The 19,624-nt window shown below is 42.4% G+C and carries 18 protein-coding genes and 1 pseudogene; 14 read left to right on the plus strand and 5 right to left on the minus strand.

Annotated elements, in window-relative coordinates; genetic code table 11:
* Positions 1-11: 11 nt before the first annotated feature.
* Positions 12-268: pseudogene (locus tag NDN11_RS00575) on the plus strand (hypothetical protein); the annotation flags it as partial.
* A 46-nt stretch (positions 269-314) separates the two neighbouring features.
* Complete coding sequence (locus NDN11_RS00580) at positions 315-863, plus strand: hypothetical protein (RefSeq protein ID WP_251110472.1); 549 nt, start codon at positions 315-317, stop codon at positions 861-863.
* An 80-nt stretch (positions 864-943) separates the two neighbouring features.
* Here NDN11_RS00580 and NDN11_RS00585 read toward each other — a convergent pair whose 3' ends face one another.
* Complete coding sequence (locus NDN11_RS00585) at positions 944-2,290, minus strand: PGAP1-like alpha/beta domain-containing protein (RefSeq protein WP_251110473.1); 1,347 nt, start codon at positions 2,288-2,290, stop codon at positions 944-946.
* Positions 2,291-2,552: 262 nt separating this feature from the next.
* Here NDN11_RS00585 and NDN11_RS00590 point away from each other — a divergent pair, with 262 nt between their 5' ends.
* From NDN11_RS00590 to urtE, 7 genes are all read left to right on the plus strand, one after another.
* Entirely contained in the window at positions 2,553-3,143 is a 591-nt protein-coding gene (locus NDN11_RS00590; RefSeq protein WP_251110474.1) for a YqiA/YcfP family alpha/beta fold hydrolase, read from the plus strand.
* Between the two features lie 14 nt (positions 3,144-3,157).
* Positions 3,158-5,041 carry a DNA topoisomerase IV subunit B gene (parE, locus tag NDN11_RS00595; protein WP_004803540.1) on the plus strand — a complete coding sequence of 628 codons (1,884 nt, stop codon included), beginning with the start codon at positions 3,158-3,160 and terminating at the stop codon, positions 5,039-5,041.
* A gap of 259 nt (positions 5,042-5,300) precedes the next feature.
* The gene (gene urtA / locus NDN11_RS00600) at positions 5,301-6,581 is read left to right on the plus strand and encodes an urea ABC transporter substrate-binding protein (protein ID WP_251110475.1); all 1,281 of its coding nucleotides are present in this window, start codon (positions 5,301-5,303) and stop codon (positions 6,579-6,581) included.
* Between the two features lie 86 nt (positions 6,582-6,667).
* Positions 6,668-8,290, plus strand: coding sequence for an urea ABC transporter permease subunit UrtB (gene urtB / locus NDN11_RS00605; RefSeq protein WP_251110476.1), 1,623 nt, complete (start codon positions 6,668-6,670; stop codon positions 8,288-8,290).
* A gap of 4 nt (positions 8,291-8,294) precedes the next feature.
* The gene (gene urtC / locus NDN11_RS00610) at positions 8,295-9,365 is read left to right on the plus strand and encodes an urea ABC transporter permease subunit UrtC (RefSeq protein WP_167248483.1); all 1,071 of its coding nucleotides are present in this window, start codon (positions 8,295-8,297) and stop codon (positions 9,363-9,365) included.
* Positions 9,366-10,193 (plus strand): urea ABC transporter ATP-binding protein UrtD, encoded by an 828-nt coding sequence (gene urtD / locus NDN11_RS00615; RefSeq protein WP_251110477.1) that lies wholly within the window; start codon positions 9,366-9,368, stop codon positions 10,191-10,193. It abuts the gene before it with no gap.
* A gap of 9 nt (positions 10,194-10,202) precedes the next feature.
* Positions 10,203-10,901 carry an urea ABC transporter ATP-binding subunit UrtE gene (gene urtE, locus NDN11_RS00620; protein WP_004657106.1) on the plus strand — a complete coding sequence of 233 codons (699 nt, stop codon included), beginning with the start codon at positions 10,203-10,205 and terminating at the stop codon, positions 10,899-10,901.
* A gap of 215 nt (positions 10,902-11,116) precedes the next feature.
* Here urtE and NDN11_RS00625 read toward each other — a convergent pair whose 3' ends face one another.
* The 3 genes from NDN11_RS00625 to NDN11_RS00635 all read right to left on the minus strand — a co-directional run bounded on the left by NDN11_RS00625 (position 11,117) and on the right by NDN11_RS00635 (position 13,350).
* Positions 11,117-11,857, minus strand: a complete 741-nt coding sequence (locus tag NDN11_RS00625; protein WP_251110478.1) for a hypothetical protein — start codon at positions 11,855-11,857, stop codon at positions 11,117-11,119.
* 81 nt (positions 11,858-11,938) lie between these two features.
* A complete protein-coding gene (locus NDN11_RS00630; protein WP_251110479.1) occupies positions 11,939-12,490 on the minus strand; it encodes a GNAT family N-acetyltransferase in 552 nt (183 codons plus the stop codon).
* Between the two features lie 134 nt (positions 12,491-12,624).
* Entirely contained in the window at positions 12,625-13,350 is a 726-nt protein-coding gene (locus NDN11_RS00635; protein ID WP_251110480.1) for an outer membrane protein OmpK, read from the minus strand.
* 368 nt (positions 13,351-13,718) lie between these two features.
* On the opposite strand from NDN11_RS00635, the gene NDN11_RS00640 reads away from it, so the two are divergent.
* The 5 genes from NDN11_RS00640 (at position 13,719) to NDN11_RS00660 (ending at position 18,215) form a co-directional block, all read left to right on the plus strand.
* Entirely contained in the window at positions 13,719-14,093 is a 375-nt protein-coding gene (locus NDN11_RS00640; RefSeq protein ID WP_004803557.1) for an HPF/RaiA family ribosome-associated protein, read from the plus strand.
* Between the two features lie 144 nt (positions 14,094-14,237).
* A complete protein-coding gene (locus NDN11_RS00645) occupies positions 14,238-14,783 on the plus strand; it encodes an ankyrin repeat domain-containing protein (RefSeq protein WP_251110481.1) in 546 nt (181 codons plus the stop codon).
* A gap of 32 nt (positions 14,784-14,815) precedes the next feature.
* On the plus strand, positions 14,816-15,583 hold the full coding sequence (locus NDN11_RS00650) for a transporter (protein ID WP_167248489.1): 768 nt from the start codon (positions 14,816-14,818) through the stop codon (positions 15,581-15,583).
* 83 nt (positions 15,584-15,666) lie between these two features.
* Complete coding sequence (gene dsbD, locus NDN11_RS00655) at positions 15,667-17,517, plus strand: protein-disulfide reductase DsbD (protein WP_251110482.1); 1,851 nt, start codon at positions 15,667-15,669, stop codon at positions 17,515-17,517.
* A gap of 2 nt (positions 17,518-17,519) precedes the next feature.
* A complete protein-coding gene (locus tag NDN11_RS00660) occupies positions 17,520-18,215 on the plus strand; it encodes a glutathione S-transferase family protein (protein WP_251110483.1) in 696 nt (231 codons plus the stop codon).
* A 38-nt stretch (positions 18,216-18,253) separates the two neighbouring features.
* On the opposite strand, the gene NDN11_RS00665 is transcribed toward NDN11_RS00660, so the two are convergent.
* The gene (locus tag NDN11_RS00665; RefSeq protein ID WP_167248492.1) at positions 18,254-19,441 is read right to left on the minus strand and encodes a GGDEF domain-containing protein; all 1,188 of its coding nucleotides are present in this window, start codon (positions 19,439-19,441) and stop codon (positions 18,254-18,256) included.
* Positions 19,442-19,624 lie beyond the last annotated feature (183 nt).

Below are 19,624 nucleotides of genomic sequence, written 5' to 3' on the forward strand. Positions count from 1 at the left end.
TTGAAAATATAAATAATAATTTTATAGGAATACCCGTTATACACTCTGATAGTGAAGATAAGAGTGAACAAACAGACCTACTTATAGGGATCAGGTAACATATGATGCTAAGAAAGGACAGTATACGTATCTTGCAAATGTTAAAACTTATCAAGATGGAAAAATTTCCCCATTCAAGGTTGTTTTGAATAGTAGCTTAAAATGTATCTCTTCAACCTTAGGTTGTGAAACTACAGGTGTTTTAGCAGCTGAAAAAGATATTAAGTAATTCAATTTAGATTTTGGTTAGGTATTTTATTCTAAAGGGGTTTATTATGCATTCTTCTTGTAAAAAATATATATGTATCCTCGGTTTAGTCAGCCTCAGCATCATAACTGCTTCCTGTAGCACTGCCTCAGAAAAGAAAAATGAGATTTCTCATCAAAACCAAACACAAAAAGCTTCATCACATCCTGCAAAGTTAAAAAATGATGATGGTTTCCTGATCACTTCACTTCCTTATAACTCAAATGCACATCTGAATTGTATTTTATCTGCCCAAAGAATGAATTGTGGTTCAATTAACTTAATTGATAGTGTTGGCTTGATCAAAGTTTATAAATTTATTAACCCAAGCTATGGCGATTCGGTCGTTTTCCCAGAAACAAGAGCGGGTGTTTTATTGATCGCGTCCCCCTCAACAAGTGAATGGGAAACCCCAGAAATAAATCTGACAACGGTAAACCAGTTTGGCTTGGTTAAAAGCATTACCTTAGATGCATCTCAAAATATTGTCATTAATCAGAAGTATGAAGTTTTATATAAAGAAAATGGGAAAGATTTAAAACTGAAGTTAAATGAACAGGGTGACTTTGTTAAATAAAAATATGTATAGCTTATTTGAGCTTGTTGCAGCCTTTGACTAAAAAAAGCTCAGCTAGAACCTAACTGAGCTTTTATCTTTTAGGTCTCAACAATGCCTTCTAAATCATCAAAGGTATAGTTATGGGGTACATTGATCATATGGGTTTGTACACCGGCTTCAACCTTCTCTTTAGCATCTGGATATAACCAGCGGGTAATCTGCTCAGCCACACTGGAATGATACTGAATTTCAAAGTGGTTTAGCCCATAGAAAACCGCTTTATGGGTGTCAGGTAATTTCAGTTGGAAACGCGGGTTTGGATGTTCACCTAAAGCACTTTTCACACTGACCAGATAATCCCCAATCACAGACAGCGCTTTATTACGTAACTTCTCAAATTCTAAAGTCCCTGCAATCAAGAAGGTATTGATATGGGACGGTAGCGGTGCAGGTTTACGATTGTCGTCAGCAAAACCAATGCGGGCATCATTATGTTCCCAGTCATCATCACGGACACTGCCATAACGTAGATCGAGTATGCCGTTACTACGCACATTCACCAACTGACCAAGCAAGTTGATAAACGGGAATCCACCAAGTTTGTCCTGCAAGACGAAACCAAAGCGTTCAAGTACTGCACCATGATGTGGCGAACCGATACAAACCAGATTCTCGACCATATGCACCCATTGATACAGATTCTGTTTGCCATAAAACAGGGCACTACGCGAAACCAAGCCGCCCATACTGTGCCCGATCAGATCGATACTGGTGATGCGTGGATTACGCTGTACCAAATCCTCTAAGGTATTGGCAAAACTACGGCCATTGGCGGAAATTCGGCGTCCAGTGTTGTAATTCAAATACAACATGGTGTTGTTATCACGTTGCGCGAGCAAACGCTCACCAATCCCACCATAGCGATGATTCGACCAAGTCAAATGGTTCATACATAAACCATGGGCCAGAATCACCACACGGCCTGTTAGCTCGCCCTGCTGTAAAGAACCATAGTGATCATAAAGCACCATCGGCAAAGCCATTGGATTATGCTGCTTTAAAAAGAAATCACCAAAAATCCCATTCAACGCACCCACCAAAAAATGTAGAGTTGGGGTTAAGGGCTTGTCATGCAAGACTGGAAATTTTTCAATAATACGACGTAAATTGGGCGCCAGAAAATGACTACCATATTTTTGTAGGGCAACATAAGAAAACTGATAAAACTTTTGCAGTTGCGGGTGCTTTTGTAATTGTTTGGCTTTTTGTGCACTTAAACCGAGCGTTGTCCTTAATACCTCAGTTTGTACGACTTGGATCAGTTCATGTACACCACTGAGGCTAGTACTGACCAGCTGTGCCAAACCCTCCAAAACATCTGCCTGACTCGGGGGCGTACGATCCCACTTACAATAGGTTTCATGCAGAGGTGTTAAACTTGGCATATTGATTTCCCCATCCTTGATATATACCGAAGGTTTGAAGTGATTTTTCTGAATATTGTTTAGATAAACTACAACAAACGCTTACATCTTATGTCTTTCATACGTAATTTTTTTAGAATACTGATGAACGGAGTACAGTATCGTTTTTTGTGTCAGACAATATCCAGCTTAAATGTAATTTATATTGTTATTTGTTTAACTATTAATCAAAATAATGTGATTTATTTCACTTTATGTCAAGTCATTGCCTATTTTGGTGCGTATGCAAATTATCTATCTACATGGTTTTCGAAGCAGTCCGATGTCGATAAAAGGGCAGCAGTTGCAACAATATTGTGCACAGCATGATGCGATACAGGTGCATTTACCTGATTTAAACCAATCCCCAAATCAAGTGCTGCAACAACTCTCTCAGCTTATCGAAAATTTATCGCAGGATAAAGTAGTTTTGGTTGGCAGCAGCCTTGGTGGTTTTTATGCGACATATCTTGTCGCAAAATATGGCTGTGCTGCTGTATTGATTAATCCTGCTATGCGACCATGGCAATTATTCGAAGATTTATTTGGGATTGAACAAATCCCACTCAAAGTCACTGCATCATGGACACTTGATGCCGATCAACTGCAGCAATTACAATCGATTGCTGACACGCAGCTCGTTCATGCTGATAAAATTCTGGTGCTTTTGCAACAAGGCGACGAAGTTTTGGATTATCGTGAAGCTCAACGCTATTATAGTGCAGTTCATCCATCCTCATTGATTTTAACCGACGCAGATGGTAATCATGCAATGGATGATTTTGAAGAAAAATTACCTTTAGTTCTCGAATTTTTATCGGCAGCCATCCAATAAGGAAGTCAGACCAAGTGACACAATACACGGCACAATCCCTTGAAGTTCTTTCTGGTTTAGATCCAGTTCGTCGTCGACCGGGCATGTATACCGATACCTCACGTCCAAACCATTTGGCGCAAGAGGTGATTGATAATGCAGTCGATGAAGCACTTGCAGGTCATGCCAACCAGATTTGTGTCACAGTCTATGAAGATGGCTCATTGTCAGTTGAAGATAATGGCCGCGGAATGCCAGTCGATATTCACCCTGAATATGGACAAAGCGGTATCGAAATCATTTTGACCAAGCTGCATGCAGGCGGTAAATTCAGTACCGATAACTATCAGTTTTCTGGTGGTTTGCATGGCGTCGGAATTTCTGTTGTCAATGCCTTATCGACTCGTGTTGAAGTTGCTGTACAGCGTCAAGGCAATCTGTACCAAATGGCTTTTGAACAAGGTGAACCTGTTGCGCCTTTGTCAGTCTTAGAAGGTAAGGTTGCAAAGCGTGCGACAGGAACCACAGTACGTTTTTGGCCTGAAACTAAATATTTTGATAGCCCTAAATTTGCGCTTAAAGCACTGAAACATAATTTAAAAGCCAAAGCTGTTTTAGCTGCGGGCTTAAAGATTATTTATGACGATAAAATTAATAATGAAAAGATCGAGTGGCAGTTTGAAAATGGTCTAGTCGACTATTTGATGGATGAACTGCAAGATCGTGACATCTTGCCAGATCCTGCTTTTGTTAGCAGCGGCCAAGCAGACCGCGCAGCGTGTGAATTTGCGATTTGTTGGAATGTGGAAGGTGGCGAGCAGATTCAAGAAAGCTACGTCAACTTGATTCCGACTGCGCAAGGCGGAACTCATGTCAATGGTCTACGTTCAGGTGTGACCGAAGCCTTACGTGAATTCTGTGAATTACGTAATTTGTTGCCGCGTAATATGAAACTCTCTGCGGAAGATGTTTGGGATGGAGTGAACTTCATTTTATCGCTGAAATTCCAAGAGCCACAATTTTCTGGTCAAACCAAAGAGCGTTTATCCAGTCGTGAAGCATCAAATATTGTACTGAACATTGCCAAAGATGCGTTTGCCTTATGGCTGAATCAACATGCAGAGATTGCGACACAACTGGCTGAAATGGCGATCGCCAAAGCAGGACGTCGTTTAAAAGCAGCGAAAAAAGTTGAACGTAAGAAGATTGTTGCAGGTCCAGCACTGCCTGGAAAACTGGCAGACTGCGTCGGCTTAACCCGTGAAGACAGTGAGTTGTTTATTGTCGAAGGGGATTCTGCGGGCGGTAGTGCCAAACAGGCACGCGACAAGAATTTTCAAGCCATTATGCCGATTCGCGGAAAAATCCTGAATACTTGGGAAGTCTCATCGGATGAGGTTTTGGCTTCTCAAGAAGTACATGATATTGCCATCGCGATCGGGGTCGATCCGGGCAGTGATGATCTGTCTGAATTGCGTTATGGCAAGATCTGTATCCTTGCCGATGCGGACTCGGATGGTCTGCATATCGCAACCTTATTATGCGCTTTATTCGTAAAACATTTCCCGACCTTGGTTGAAGAAGGTCATCTGTTCGTCGCTATGCCACCGCTCTATCGTATTGATATTGGTAAAGAGGTGTACTATGCCTTGGATGATGATGAACTTGAAAGCATCCTGAAAAAAGTCAAAGGCAATAAGAATCCACAGATCACCCGATTTAAAGGTTTGGGCGAGATGAACGCCAGCCAATTACGTGAAACGACTATGGACCCGAATACGCGTCGTTTGGTGCAGTTGGATTTAGATGATGCACATTTAACCGCAGGTTTATTGGATAAATTACTTGCGAAAAAGCGTTCAGCCGACCGTAAGCACTGGTTAGAACAAAAGGGTAATTTAGCGGATATTACTGTTTAGGTTCTTTGTCTATTGTTAGATTAAAGCCAAGCATTCGCTTGGCTTTTTCTTTTGCTGAACTTTGAATGCCCAAGCTGAACAAGGTTGCATCATTTTAGGTCAGTAGGTGTTTTTTGTATGCAATGTTGTATACAAGATGAAAGAATTAAGACTTAGCTTTTATTTAAATTAAATAAAAACAATAACTTGATGTGTTGGCACAGAAATTGAATAACTCCACCCAGTAAAAATCACAATTATTGATGGGTGGAGAAACAAGATGCAAAACAAATTGATGTCGATGTCAGTGCTCATGGCAGCCATGATGGGGATCGGTCTAGTTGGCTGTTCAAAACCAGCAGAAAAAACAGAACAGACCAAAACAGAAGCCAAAACTGCACCCGCAGCGAGTGGCGATACGATTAAGGTGGGGATTCTACATTCGCTTTCAGGCACCATGGCGATTTCTGAAACTTCACTGAAAGACACCGCTTTGATGACCATTAATGAGATCAATGCCAATGGTGGGGTACTGGGTAAAAAATTAGAACCAGTGATTGTTGACCCTGCATCGGATTGGCCATTATTTGCAGAAAAAGCCCGTCAGTTGATTACCCAAGATAAGGTCGCAGTAATTTTTGGTTGCTGGACTTCGGTTTCACGTAAATCAGTGTTGCCTGTAGTGGAAGAGCTAAATGGTTTATTGTTCTATCCAGTGCAATATGAAGGTCAGGAACAATCTAAAAACATCTTCTATACCGGCGCTGCACCGAATCAACAAGCGATTCCTGCGGTTGAATACTTGATGGGGGATGAAGGCGGTAAAGCCGAACGCTTTGTGTTACTCGGCACAGATTATGTCTATCCACGCACCACCAATAAGATCTTACGTGCTTTCTTGAAGTCGAAAGGTGTCGCTGATGCCGACATCATGGAAGAGTACACACCATTTGGTCACAGCAATTATCAAACCATTGTTTCCAATATTAAGAAGTTCTCTGCGGGTAAAAAGGCTGCAGTGATCTCGACCATCAATGGTGACTCCAATGTGCCGTTCTATCGTGAACTGGGCAACCAAGGCATTAAAGCATCTGATATTCCCGTCATGGCTTTCTCGGTCGGTGAGGAAGAATTACGTGGTATCGATACCAAACCATTGGTAGGTCATTTAGCGGCATGGAACTATTTCATGTCAGTGAAAAATCCTAAAAACACAGAGTTTGTGAATAAATTCAAACAATATGCGGTGGAATACAAACTTCCAAATGCAGACAAAGTGGTGACCAACGATCCAATGGAAGCGACTTATGTGGGTATCAATATGTGGAAGCAAGCAGTTGAAAAAGCGGGTTCTACTGAGGTCGATAAAGTGCGTGATGCGATGGCAGGTCAGACCTTTGCTGCGCCATCAGGCTATACCTTAAAAATGGATGAAACTAATCACCATCTGCATAAACCGGTGATGATTGGACAAATCCGTGGTGACGGTCAATTCGATGTAGTTTATAAAACAGCACAAACGATCAAGGCAGAGCCTTGGAGTCCGTACATCCCTAAATAATTTTTTTCAAGCCTGTTGTCTCCGCAGCAGGCTTTTCTATTCTGATTTTTTTGATCTATTTAAAACCGTAAAATAAGGGGAGTTCTATGGCGAAACACTATGTTTTGGCAATGCTCTGTATCATGGCACAGATGATTTTTAGTCCAGCATGGGCAGAAGCCACATCCGCAACAACCGTGACGTCTACAGCTTCTCAAGATGCCATTCAGACCTTTGTGAAGTCAGATTTTGCGACACGTCGAGCTATGCTCAATCAATGGCCAGCCAGTATTGAACAACTGGATCAACTGGTGGCATATATTGATCAAAATGAGCTGTATACCGATAGCGCTGGCAATACTTATTTGCTGAAAAATGATGACAAACTGTTTAGTTATCCTGAACAGCAAGCCTTGGAACAATGGCCTGCGGATTTATCCCAAGTGACTTTGGTCAATACTTTACGCAAGGCTCTGAATTTTGGTCAAGCCAAAGCCAAACTCAATTCAACTGATGCATCGCAACGCTTAGCTGCGGTTGATATTTTAGAAAATAATTTGGCTGAACTTGATTTGGCGACGGTTAAACAACTTTATCTGAATGAAAAGAATGATCAGGTCAAAGCACGTTTAGCGCAGCTCAAAGCACGTTTGGATTTTAATAGTAGCGATGAGTTCACTAAACTTGAAGCAGTGAAAGTCTTGGCAGATTCAAATCGTCCTGACGTATTCGCCTTAATCAGCCAAACTTTAGAACAACCACAAACCAATCCTGCATTGAAAGCAGCTTTACTGGATGCACAAAATAAAATTAAAACCCGTCTGCAAATCAGTGAGTGGTCAGGGCATGTATTTTCAGGCTTAAGTACGGCCAGCATTTTGCTGCTCGCAGCGCTCGGCTTAGCGATTACTTATGGTCTGCTTGGAGTCATTAACATGGCACATGGTGAGCTCATCATGATTGGTGCCTATACCACCTATGTGATCCAGAGTTTTTTTAAAACCCATTTTGCTGGGCTAGTGGATTGGTATCTATTGGCTGCGATTCCTGCGGCATTTCTAGTGAGTGCCTTGATGGGTATGTTGATTGAACGCACCGTGATTCGCCCGCTGTATGGTCGTCAATTGGAGACTTTACTTGCGACTTTTGGGGTGAGCCTGATCCTGATGCAATTGGTGCGTATGGTGTTTGGTGCGCAAAATGTCGAAGTCTCCAATGTCAGCTGGTTGAGTGGTGGGATCGCAGTTACACCGAGCCTGATGTTGCCTTATAACCGAATTGCCATTATTGGCTTCACCATTGCTGTCCTATTGTTATTGGTATTCCTGCTCAATAAAACCCGCTTTGGTTTATTTGTGCGTGCAGTGACGCAAAACCGTCAAATGGCACGTGCAGTGGGCATCCGTTCTGCGCGAATTGACATGATGGCCTTTGGTCTAGGTTCAGGCTTGGCGGGTTTGGCTGGTTGTGCTTTGGCACAAGTGGGTAATGTCGGGCCTGATCTTGGTCAAAATTATATTATTGATGCCTTCCTTGTCGTCGTGGTTGGTGGTGTGGGTCAAGTGTGGGGTGCAGTGTTGGCAGCACTCGGATTGGGTATCAGTGGAACGGTGCTGGAAATTGGTTTAGGTGCGGTTCTGGCAAAAATTATTCTCTTGGTTCTTGTGATTTTGTTTATCCAAAAGCGTCCACAAGGTTTGTTCGCCATCAAAGGCCGTTTTGTGGAGTAAGCCAATGAAAATCACTTCTTTATTTGCTGATAAACCCTATAGCGCTGCGGCAATTGCAATCTGTTTTGCGGTGCTGTTATTACTCCCTTGGCTGCACCTATTGTCTCCTGACTCGGCATTTTATTTGTCGGCTTATTGGATCACCTTGATTGGCAAGATCATGTGTTTGGCCTTGGTGGCTTTGGCACTGGATTTGGTCTGGGGCTATGCAGGGATTTTGAGTCTAGGGCATGGTTTGTATTTTGCCTTGGGGGGTTATGCCTTTGGCATGTATCTCATGCGCCAATCGGCAGGTGATGGTCTGCCTGATTTTATGCGCTTCTTGAGCTGGACTGAGTTGCCATGGTATTGGGTCGGGACTGAGCATTTCGCTTGGGCATTGGCACTTGTTGTGCTTGTACCTGGTTTGATCGCGTTTATTTTTGGATTCTTTGCCTTTCGTTCCAAGATCAAAGGCGTGTATTTCTCGATCATTACTCAAGCCATGACCTTTGCTGCAGCGCTACTGTTCTTCCGTAATGAAACGGGCTTTGGCGGCAACAATGGTTTCACTGGCTTTAAAACTATTCTCGGCTTTGACATTACCTCTGCACCGATGCGAGCCACGTTGTGCTTTGTGACTGCATTGGTACTCATGCTGTGCTTCCTCGGCTTACGTCAATTGATGAACCGTCCTTATGGACGGGTTTTGGGCGCAATTCGAGACAGTGAAAATCGCTTGCAATATCTCGGCTATCGTACGCTTTGGTACAAGCTATCTGCATGGGTGCTGTCGGCTGTAATTGCAGGGATTGCAGGGGCACTGTATGTACCACAAGCAGGGATTATCAACCCAAGTGAAATGAATCCAGTTAACTCAATTGAAATGGCGGTCTGGGTGGCTGCGGGTGGACGTGGCACCTTGATTGGTCCAATTTTGGGTGCAGGCTTGATTAATGCAGTGAAGACCTATTTCACTGTTGCTGCACCAGAAGCATGGTTATTGATCTTAGGCGCGTTATTCATTGTTGTGACCTTATTCTTGCCTAAGGGTGTGATTGGCGTATTTGACCGTTTTAAAAAGGAGCGTGATTAAATGAGTGATGTATTAATAGACTCTGCTCAACATGGCGGTCAACTTGGCGAGGGCTATGGTCGTGCCAAGCCGCAAGGAGCTGATTTTAGTCACGGGATTGCCTTATATCTGGAAAAAGTCAGTGTCTGGTTTGACTCATTTCGGGCTTTGAATGATTTGTCGCTGTACATTGCCGAGGGTGAGTTACGCTGCATCATCGGGCCGAATGGGGCGGGTAAAACTACCCTGATGGATGTGATTACTGGCAAAACTCGCCCGACCACAGGCACCGCATTTTTTGGGCAAAACTATGATCTTGCCAAAATGAGCACCGAGCAAATTGCTGAAGCGGGGATTGGACGTAAATTCCAAAAACCAACAGTGTTTGAAAATTTTACCGTGATGGAAAATCTACTGCTGGCAGCACCACGAGATAAACGGGTGAAGAAAAGCTTATTTTCGCGTTTAGATCCAGAAGCGCAGTTGGCTTTGGATGAAAGCTTGGAACAAATCCGTTTAAAGGAATTTGTGCAAAAGCCAGCAGGTTTGCTGTCACATGGACAAAAGCAGTGGTTGGAAATTGGCATGCTCTTGATGCAACGACCTAAGTTGATTTTATTGGATGAGCCTGTTGCAGGTATGACCGATGCTGAAACAGAACGAACCGCTGAACTGTGTCTGGAACTGAAAAAAAATCACACCCTTGTGGTGGTCGAACATGACATGAGTTTTATTGACACCATTAGTGAAAAAGTCACGGTATTGGCGCAAGGGGCGATCTTGGCCGAAGGCACATTGGCAGAAGTTCAGGCCAATGAAGATGTGATTGAAAAGTATTTAGGACGTTAGGAGACGCGCATGTTAGAAGTGAAACAAATTAATCAGTTCTATGGTGGTAGTCATATTCTGCGTGACGTGTCTTTTAACGCGCCTGTCGGTGAGTGCAGTGTAGTACTGGGTCGTAATGGCGTGGGTAAAACCACTTTACTGAAATGCTTGATGGGGATTCTGCCGATTAAGTCAGGGCAAATCCTATTAGATGGCAAAGACATTGCCAAGATGTCCCCTGAGCAACGGGTGCGTGCTGGTTTGGCTTATGTGCCGCAAGGTCGCGATATCTTTTCAACTTTAACGGTAGAAGAAAATATTTTAATTGGAATGGCTAAATTTTCAGGTGCCAAGACCCGTAAGGTGCCAAGCCATTTATATGAAATTTTCCCTGTGCTAGACGAAATGAAACATCGCCGTGGCGGCGATTTATCTGGAGGTCAGCAACAGCAGCTTGCGATTGCTCGAGCGTTGGCTTCAGAACCAAGCGTATTAATTCTGGATGAACCAACCGAAGGGATTCAGCCCTCGATTATTAAAGATATTGGACGAGTGATTCGCAAGTTGGCTGATCAAGGTGAGATGGCGATTATTTTGGTCGAGCAGTTTTATGATTTTGCTGAAGAGTTGGCGGATGCGTATACCGTGATGGCGCGTGGGCAGGTGATTGCACAAGGGCGGGGGGAGGATATGCCTGAGAAGGGGATTCGGGAGTTGGTGGCGATATAGTATTTCTTGGCTAATTGTTGCTTTATCAGTGTTTTTAGTAATCTATCTTTATTATGTACCCTACTTTTGAAGGATCAAAAGTAGGCAAAAATCCTTTGTTCGACTAACGGTACGTCCTTGTGACCGTAGCCGAACATGGCGACATCCATGTCGCCTATCACGATAGTGAATGTTGGGAAAATGCAATTTAGAACATTAAATGGTTAGCACTAGATTTATTTGTCTTCAACCTTATAAAACGTTCCACCTGCATAGACATTGTGTCCAAAGCCACATGAGGACTCGCCATTGTGCTGTTCAACCTCAATTTTTTGTCCAAGATTTGCATCATTGGCAAATTGTAGTTTGATCTGACAGTCCTCATAGCGATAGCTGGTTTGTTTTGACTTGATTGGCATGCTGGTTTCAAACTGTCCCATATTGGGTCCATAGATCAAACCGCGTAGGCCAAAGTAATAGCCATCAAATGCAATCGCATATTTATTCTGCTTTTTACTGACCTTGATGTAATCCCATTGCCCAAAACCATTGGCGCGGACATAAGTCCCTTGTAGATCCGAAGATAGTTTTGGTTTAGGGAGCTGCTTTAAATTGTATTGACTGGTTTTTGAGTCTTTATCTCGAAGAAACCAGACTCTAGCCCATTGCGGCTTACCGAGTTTTGCATAACTTAACCCGACATTATTGTTAGCGATTTCGATGTCTCGGTCACTGACCTGAATGCCACTTTCATCTGTATTAAGCTGACAGAAATGTGCCCATGCGGCTTGATCTTCAAATTGTTTGGCAGCTTTGAGATATTGCTTTTGATCGTAAAACTTTTTACCTGCTTGTGCATATTGTTTTACTTTGGCACAGCCCTGTTGCAATTCTTGCTCAAAAGAAAATTCAGCAAAGCTGGTGCTTGAAACGATTGCGACGGAAATACACAGACCGAGTTGAGATGTTTTAATCATTTTGGCTATTTTTGAAATCAAGTATTGCTTTCATTCTAAGCCACAATTCAGTTGTAAGACAGTAGGGTAAAAGTGAGCTTTTTATTGAGATTCTGTGAGTTGCAGTTGCATCCAGACCAAATCCCGCCATGTCCCAAACTTTTGCCCCACTTGTGGCATATAGCCTGTTTGCACGAAGCCCAATTGTTCATGTAGCACAATCGAGCCTTTATTTTCACTATCAATCGCGGCAACCATGATGTGCATGTTTTGCTGTTTGGCAAGATGAATCAGTTGCTGCATCAGGGCTTTGCCTAGCCCTTGGCGAGCATAGCTTGGATCTACAAAAACAGAATGTTCAATGCTTTGGCGATAACCGCTGATGCTTCGAAATGCAGTGTAATAGGCATAACCTGCGACTTGATGGCTATTCAAGTCTTCAACCACGATCATGGGGAAGTGCTGTTGCTGCATGCCGTGAAAACGTTGCTGATAATCTGCTAAGGAAACCGTCTGATCATTCCAGTTGGCTGTGCCATTTAAAATCTCGTGATTATAGATTGCGAGGATGTGTTCTAGGTCTTCTGCTGTGGCAAAGCGAATGTGGAAATGTGTGGCTAAATTAGAAGGGGCAAGTGCAATATTTTCAGACATGGGCAAAGGTCATCGAATCAGACAAAACACAAGATAAGGCATTGGGAAAGCGGCAAATCGTTTCAGGTTTATATTCAGCGATACCAACAAAAACAGCAAGGAATTCCTTGCTGTTTTTTTCACATTCTAAAAGCTTAGAAGTGGTATTTGATCAAAGCACTGACGTTGTTTTCGTCACGGTTTTTTATACCAAATTTGTTATTCCAAACAGAATGCTCAACACCTAAATAGAGGCGAGTGTCTGGTGAAATGTGTTTACCTAAGTTCCACTTGTATTGTGTGGTCCAGTTCAATTCACTAGCGTGATCTTTTTCGCCTGTCGACCAGTCAAGGAAACCATCCACCAAGAAATCTTCGTTTGATACTTTAAATGGCAAAGCATAAGCAATGGTCATTTGATAGTCATCAGCTGTATTTTCATTGTTGGCGCGGTAGAAGTTCACATTCGCATATTGGAAATATGGAATCGCAAGATCGAAACCAACACCATATAAAAAGTTGTCAAAATTATTACCATTAGCGCTGTTACTTTCCCAAGTGGTTGAGATCAACACATCTTTAACTGGACCAAGCGCAAGTTTTTGACCTGAAATTTCACCTAAGCTTAAACGCGGAGAAAGTTCGAAATAAGTACTTTTATTGTCATCGCTGCCACGCATACGGTCCATAAAGAAGAATACATCGGCATATTTTACTTTTGCCGCATATTCAACCGTTACAGTTGTTTGCTTTTCATCAACAACTTCGTAGTTTTCACCATACAAACCGGTCAAGCTGAAATCTTGCCAAATCGGTTTCGCTTGAACGAAAGCTGCTGTAGATACCAATAAACATGTTGCTGCAAGTTGCTTCAATTGCATTTAAAAAATCTCCCCCCAAAAGGCGTGTAAAGGATACAAGGTATTAAGCAAAAATAAAGCCAAATTTGACCAAATGAACAAAAGAATTGTATATGCAGGGACGCGTACAAAAGACGCTACAGTTAGTCATCTTTTTGTTGAAGATTTCATCAAAATGTCAAAAATCAGCTTGCATATTTTGGAGGAAAGTCAGATATTGGAATCATAGAAGATCTTCTTACATACTGAAAAACAACAGATGCAAAGCGAGGAGACAACACGCATTTACACAATCAGAATATACAACTGCACTGAATGACTGCATGCTCAAAGTGTGCAAAGAAAAAAGTTTTGTAGCACCGTCTCACAGAAAAGAGAGGAAGATATTTATGAATATTGAAATCCGTACAGATAAAAACATTCAAGGTAGTGAACGCTTAAACAGTTATGTTCGTGCAGAACTTACACAAGAATTCCAACGTTATAGCGAGCGTATTACACATTTTTCGGTTCATATTAGTGATGAAAATGGGGACAAAACGGGCGATCATGACAAACGATGTATGATTGAAGCTCGCCCAGCAGGAATGAAACCTGTCGCAGTAACGCATAAAGCAGCAAATATTGATAACTCGATTCATGGTGCGATTGATAAATTGAAACGTAGTTTGGAGCATCTTTATGAGAAAAAAGAGCACCATCGTGGTGGTTTACCTGAATATGTCGATGTAGATGACGATGTAAAAGTGGATGATGAAGCATAGCCACAAACGTAAAGAAAAAGCCCAGTTATTGGGCTTTTTTTATGCCTGTATCAAATTTCTACATGATTTTTTAGATGGTTTTATAAAATCCTGTCAGGATATTCGGCATAATAGACGCATTAAAAAATATTGTGAGAACTGGTCATGTTAAATAAGCAGCAGCAGGCCTTGGTGCAAGCCATACAACAACTCGATTTGGACCAAGTGCAATCTTTACTTGCTGAAGGACTCGACCCGAATTTTATTGATCCTGAACAAGGGCCACCTGTGTCTATGATTTGCGATGGTTTGTTCGCATGGTGGGAACGAATTTGTGAAGCTTATGAAGCTGGTAAGCCTTTCACTGAAGAAGAAAAGCAACAACAGCTCAAAGTTTATTTAGATATTTTAGATGCATTGATCCAAGCCAAAGCAAATTTACATTTGTGGGATGCAGAAGAGTTCTATGGTCCGCTGTGGGATGCGGCGAGTTCTGCTTGCGTGCCTGTAGTGCAACGCTTACTGGATGAAAAAGTAGATCCAAATACCCGTGATGAAGAAGGTTTAACGGTTTTATCATCAATCAGCCAATTGTTCTTTGATTGCGAATTTGATGAAATTGATTGGTCGGAGTCATTACCAGAAGAGCGTGCAACACTGGAATTGCTACGTGAACATGGTGCAAAAATGTCAAAAGAGCTCAGCGCATAAGCCAAGCCATTAGAAATAGAATGAGGAATAGAATGAAAACATTGCAAACATTCAGCTTAATTGCTGCATCAATGATAACCACAAGTGCTTTCGCGGCTGATTTTTCCTTTGACCGCCCAGGTGCGGGTATGGGTACAGGGATCACTCCTGTTGGACGGTTGGCATGGGAGCAAAGTTTACCGAGCGTGAGCTATCAAGAAGGCAAGGTTGATGGTGTCAAAGACAAGACTTTAACGCTGAATGGTGACATGTTATTGCGTACTGGTTTGGCAGATGGCTTGGAACTGCAATTAGGTTGGCAAGGTCCAGTGTGGCAGCAATACAAACGTGCAGGCAGCAAAAAAGAGACCAATGGTCTGGGCGATGTCAGCATTGGTTTGAAAAAAGCCATTGATCTAAAAGATGACCGCTTATCAATGGCTTTGTTAGCAGAAGCCATTATTGCAACGGGTAATGATGAATTCACCAATCATGATGATATCTATAGCCTCACTTCAGCTGTTGCATATGAATTTAGCGATCTGATTGGTACATCGATCACCATGCGTTATGAAGCACAGAACAGTGACTGGGCTGTGACCGCAATTCCAACGATTGACTATAAAATTGCAGGTAAATTATCTGGTTATTCAGAATTCGTTTACCGTAAAGCCGAGAGCCAAGACTACGAATATGGTCTCGGTACAGGTCTGATTTATGCCTTGAATAATCGCACGCAATTAGATGCAAGCATTGGCGTTGATCTCAATGGCGATCAGAAAAGTTATAACGGTGGCTTCGGCGTATCGGTTTTATTCTAACAATAATGAATGCTCCTGATTTCTCTTAAATTCACTTCTACATAAGTGGGAGGGAGGTTCAGGAGAGTGATAGTGAGATAATCATGCAAATGTCTGTTCAGGCTGGGAAACCTTTCCCGCTGATGAGTTACTTTCTTGGGACTTTATTGTTGTTATGTGGGTCTTTGACTTACGCTCAAGAGAATTCATCCGCACCATTGCTTAGCCCCGAACAGGCTTTTGCATTTACGGTTGAGTCGACTACACAGAATCAAGCACGATTGCATTGGTCGATTCAGCCGAATTACTACTTATATCAACATAAGTTTGAAGTACAACAGGGTAATCAACCTGTTAGCTTGAGTTTGCCTAAAGCGGTCGAGCAGTACGATGAAAACTATGGTCACAGCCAAGTTTATTATCAACAAGCTGAATTTAGTATTCCCACCCAAGCTTCGCAGCATTATCGTGTCACTTGGCAGGGCTGTGCCAAAGACCGAATTTGTTATCCTCCACAAAATATTGAATTTCAGACCGATGCAGATGGCCTGGTCAGTGTTCAGAATGTCAGTGCAAATTCACAAAAAAGTTTTCTAGATGTGGCGCGCTCATCCAATGCCTTAAATACTCAAACGGTAACAAGTGATGAGGTACAAACTGAGCCTACAGCAAAAACTTCAAATTCAAATAATTCAGATGTGATGGCGCAAGACCAAAAATGGTCAAGTGCGCTAGAACAGCATTCATTGGCTTATAGCATCTTACTCTTCTTAGGTTTAGGGATTTTATTGGCGTTCACGCCGTGTTCCTTACCGATGTTACCCATTCTGACCTCATTGATTGTGCGTGATAATAAAGGCGTCAAGGCATGGTCGATTGCACTGACTTTTGTCGTGAGTATGGCTTTGGTCTATGCGGTGTTAGGTCTAATTGCTTCAGCGGCAGGACTGAATTTTCAACGCTGGTTACAACAGCCTGCCACCTTGATTGCATTTAGCTTATTGTTTGTCGTGTTTGCACTTAATCTATTTGGTTTATTTGAGTTAAAACTGCCACAGAATTGGGTCAATCGACTAGATCAGATGCAATCCAGTCAAAAAGGCGGCACTTTGGTCGGGGCTAGTGTCATGGGCATGATCTCTGCACTGTTGGTTGGACCATGCATGACCGCGCCTTTGGCTGGAGTATTGCTATTCATTTCGCAAACACAGAGTCAGTGGCAAGGTGCACTGCTGCTGTTTACACTCGGTTTTGGAATGGGCATTCCGTTGCTGTTGGCCAGCGTTTTGGGGGCAAAAGCCTTACCCAAAGCAGGCGACTGGATGAACCAAATCAAGGTGATCTTTGCCTTTTTAATGCTGGCATTGAGCATTTACTTTATCCGTCCTTTGCTGCCAGAGTTAGCGATTCAAATTCTCAGCCTGATTCTTGGTTTGGCCTTTATTATTTATGCAGCGTATCGCTTGTTTTGGCAGAAAAGTAAGCTGCAATGGCTCTATGCACTGTTACTGATTTTAGCGATTCCAGCATTGGCCTTTAATCAATATCAGCATTTTCAAAGTCTCAGTTCGGTTCAGGCAGATAAGCTGGCCGAATGGCATGTGGCAAAAACAGCAGATGAATTCCAACAAATCCTCGCCAATGCACCTAAAGACCACGGCATTGTGATTGATGTCTATGCGGATTGGTGTGTGGCTTGTCAGCCGATTGAGCATCGTATTTTAAAAGATGCAGAAGTGCAGCAGGCTTTATCGGGGTATTATTTAATTAAAATGGATTTAAGCCATTATGATGCGTCACACCAAGCATTGTTAGCACAGTGGGATATTTTAGGACCACCGACTTATTTATTCTTAGATCAGCAACAACAAGAAATTCGTTCGCTACGCTTAACAGGTGCTTTTCAAAAAGCTGAGCTATTACAACAACTCGCTTTATTTAAAGGGAAACAATAACAATGTATCAACTCTTTATCGGCAATAAAAATTACTCCACGTGGTCGATGCGTCCGTGGATTTTATTAAAACAAGCAGGTATTCCATTTCAGGAACATTGGATTCAGTTTGATAGCTTTGAGCCTGAAAGTGAATTTAAAAAAGAAATTTTAAAACTCAATCCAACGGGTAAAGTTCCCGCGCTTGTGAATGGTGATCTAGTGGTCTGGGATAGCTTAGCGATTTGTGAGTATATCGCTGAGCAGCATCCTGAACTTGATTTGTGGCCACAAGAGAAAACATTGCGTGCTAGAGCACGTTGTATTAGTGCAGAAATGCACAGCGGCTTTCAAAGCCTACGCAATCTATGCCCGATGAATGTGGAAGCGGATCTCACTCATATTGGCAAACAGCTCTGGGCAGAACATGCACAGCTACGTGCCGATGTTGCCCGAATTGATCAGATTTGGTCAGAACGTCCAAGCGAAGACAGTTTCTTATGTGGTGAGTTTAGTATTGCCGATGCATTCTATGCACCTGTGGTGATGCGTTTTGAATGTTTTAAGCTACCGCTATCAGCATCAGGCCAAGCCTATGCGCAAAAGATCTTGTCTTTGGCATCGGTACAGCAATGGATTACCGAAGCCAAACAAGAGCAGATGTTTGTACCTTTTGATGAGCCTTATCGTCAGCATCGTGAAGAGTTTTTGAGAGACTAATCAACCTTGCAATGAAGGTCTATTAGACCTTCATTCTCTTAGCCAGTTGCCAGATCAGTAAATATTTTAACTTGATTACGTCCTGCGGCTTTGACTGCATACAGGGCTTGATCGGCCTGACTGATGATCAGATGTGGTTCATCAGCACTGAGTGAACTGCTAATCCCAAAGCTGGCACTGACACTAAATTCCTGCTTATATTCTGTAATAAAGCGCAGTTGAGATACCGCATGACGACAGCGCTCAGCCACGTTCTGTGCTTGCATTGTCGGCGTATTGGGTAGTAATAAAATAAACTCCTCTCCACCAAAACGGCCAATGATGTCTTGGTCACGTAGATTACTTGCCAAGCATCGTGCGACTTGGATCAGCACTTGATCGCCCATACTATGTCCATATTGATCATTAATTGTTTTAAAATGGTCGAGATCGAGCAGAATAATGGAATAGAGTGGATGAGGGTGTTGATGCAACTTATTTAAATAACTACTGATACTACGTCGATTGAGTACATTGGTCAGTGGATCGAGGCGACTGAGAATCTGAATGGTCATTTCACGAGTTCGCCATTGTGTCAGTAAAATCTCAAATAAAAATAAACACGCCAATAAAATCGGTAATAAGAAGAACACCATACTGCCGACCCAGAATGGGTGCATCGGTACTTCATTTAAGCGCTGCATATTAAACAGTGGCGCATAAGTCAGCACCCCAATCATGCTCAGGTAGTTGCATAGTAGTAAGGCCAGTGTTGCTGGAATCAAAGCGCAATACACCATCCTGCGATCAAACAGTACTAAACCCACACCGACTACACTGACATAACCGACCATAGTGGCTGGGCTAAAACTGCCTGCTAAATAGCCTTTATGGCATAGCATGGCGGTAAAGATCTGCACACTGAGAATAGGTAAAATATTTTGTGCCCAAGCTTGATCCTTAAACACATGGCAAGGAATAATCAGCAGCAACATTACGGTCAGCGTAATCAGACTGGTGATTAAGTGTGAGCGTATAATTCCAAGATTGACCCATTCAGCATACTGTGGATGTATCAGGACAAAAATATCCCAACTGATCCAGAACAGGCTCATAAATGCTGCAAGTATCAGCAATAAAATACTTTTTTTAAGTATGGTCCAATTGACTACAATATGATGTTCCCAAGAAAGCTTAAAGCCCCATCTATTTGTGTCAGTTGACCGATTAAAACGAATCTTCACCATTGGCATGCATCCTTTTATGCAATGAGATTCCTAGCAACTGTAGATCTGTCGTCAAAATACCGAAGAACGATTATTAAAATAACAATAACATCTTTAGAATGAGAAAAAAGTCTAGCTCTGGGCTTTTTAATGCAAATCAGGACGGGAAAAATTCTTTGATAAATCAGCTCTTATCAGAATATC

This window comes from Acinetobacter sp. C26M (assembly GCF_023702675.1).
GTDB lineage: Bacteria > Pseudomonadota > Gammaproteobacteria > Pseudomonadales > Moraxellaceae > Acinetobacter.

Excerpts from the sequence above, each read along its gene's own strand:
- NDN11_RS00580 (WP_251110472.1), top strand. The coding sequence starts at position 315 with ATGCATTCTTCTTGTAAAAAATATATATGTATCCTCGGTTTAGTCAGC.
- NDN11_RS00585 (WP_251110473.1), bottom strand. The coding sequence starts at position 2,290 with ATGCCAAGTTTAACACCTCTGCATGAAACCTATTGTAAGTGGGATCGT.
- NDN11_RS00590 (WP_251110474.1), top strand. The coding sequence starts at position 2,553 with ATGCAAATTATCTATCTACATGGTTTTCGAAGCAGTCCGATGTCGATA.
- urtA (WP_251110475.1), top strand. The coding sequence starts at position 5,301 with ATGCAAAACAAATTGATGTCGATGTCAGTGCTCATGGCAGCCATGATG.
- urtB (WP_251110476.1), top strand. The coding sequence starts at position 6,668 with ATGGCGAAACACTATGTTTTGGCAATGCTCTGTATCATGGCACAGATG.
- urtC (WP_167248483.1), top strand. The coding sequence starts at position 8,295 with ATGAAAATCACTTCTTTATTTGCTGATAAACCCTATAGCGCTGCGGCA.
- urtD (WP_251110477.1), top strand. The coding sequence starts at position 9,366 with ATGAGTGATGTATTAATAGACTCTGCTCAACATGGCGGTCAACTTGGC.
- urtE (WP_004657106.1), top strand. The coding sequence starts at position 10,203 with ATGTTAGAAGTGAAACAAATTAATCAGTTCTATGGTGGTAGTCATATT.
- NDN11_RS00625 (WP_251110478.1), bottom strand. The coding sequence starts at position 11,857 with ATGATTAAAACATCTCAACTCGGTCTGTGTATTTCCGTCGCAATCGTT.
- NDN11_RS00630 (WP_251110479.1), bottom strand. The coding sequence starts at position 12,490 with ATGTCTGAAAATATTGCACTTGCCCCTTCTAATTTAGCCACACATTTC.
- NDN11_RS00635 (WP_251110480.1), bottom strand. The coding sequence starts at position 13,350 with ATGCAATTGAAGCAACTTGCAGCAACATGTTTATTGGTATCTACAGCA.
- NDN11_RS00640 (WP_004803557.1), top strand. The coding sequence starts at position 13,719 with ATGAATATTGAAATCCGTACAGATAAAAACATTCAAGGTAGTGAACGC.
- NDN11_RS00645 (WP_251110481.1), top strand. The coding sequence starts at position 14,238 with ATGTTAAATAAGCAGCAGCAGGCCTTGGTGCAAGCCATACAACAACTC.
- NDN11_RS00650 (WP_167248489.1), top strand. The coding sequence starts at position 14,816 with ATGAAAACATTGCAAACATTCAGCTTAATTGCTGCATCAATGATAACC.
- dsbD (WP_251110482.1), top strand. The coding sequence starts at position 15,667 with ATGCAAATGTCTGTTCAGGCTGGGAAACCTTTCCCGCTGATGAGTTAC.
- NDN11_RS00660 (WP_251110483.1), top strand. The coding sequence starts at position 17,520 with ATGTATCAACTCTTTATCGGCAATAAAAATTACTCCACGTGGTCGATG.
- NDN11_RS00665 (WP_167248492.1), bottom strand. The coding sequence starts at position 19,441 with ATGGTGAAGATTCGTTTTAATCGGTCAACTGACACAAATAGATGGGGC.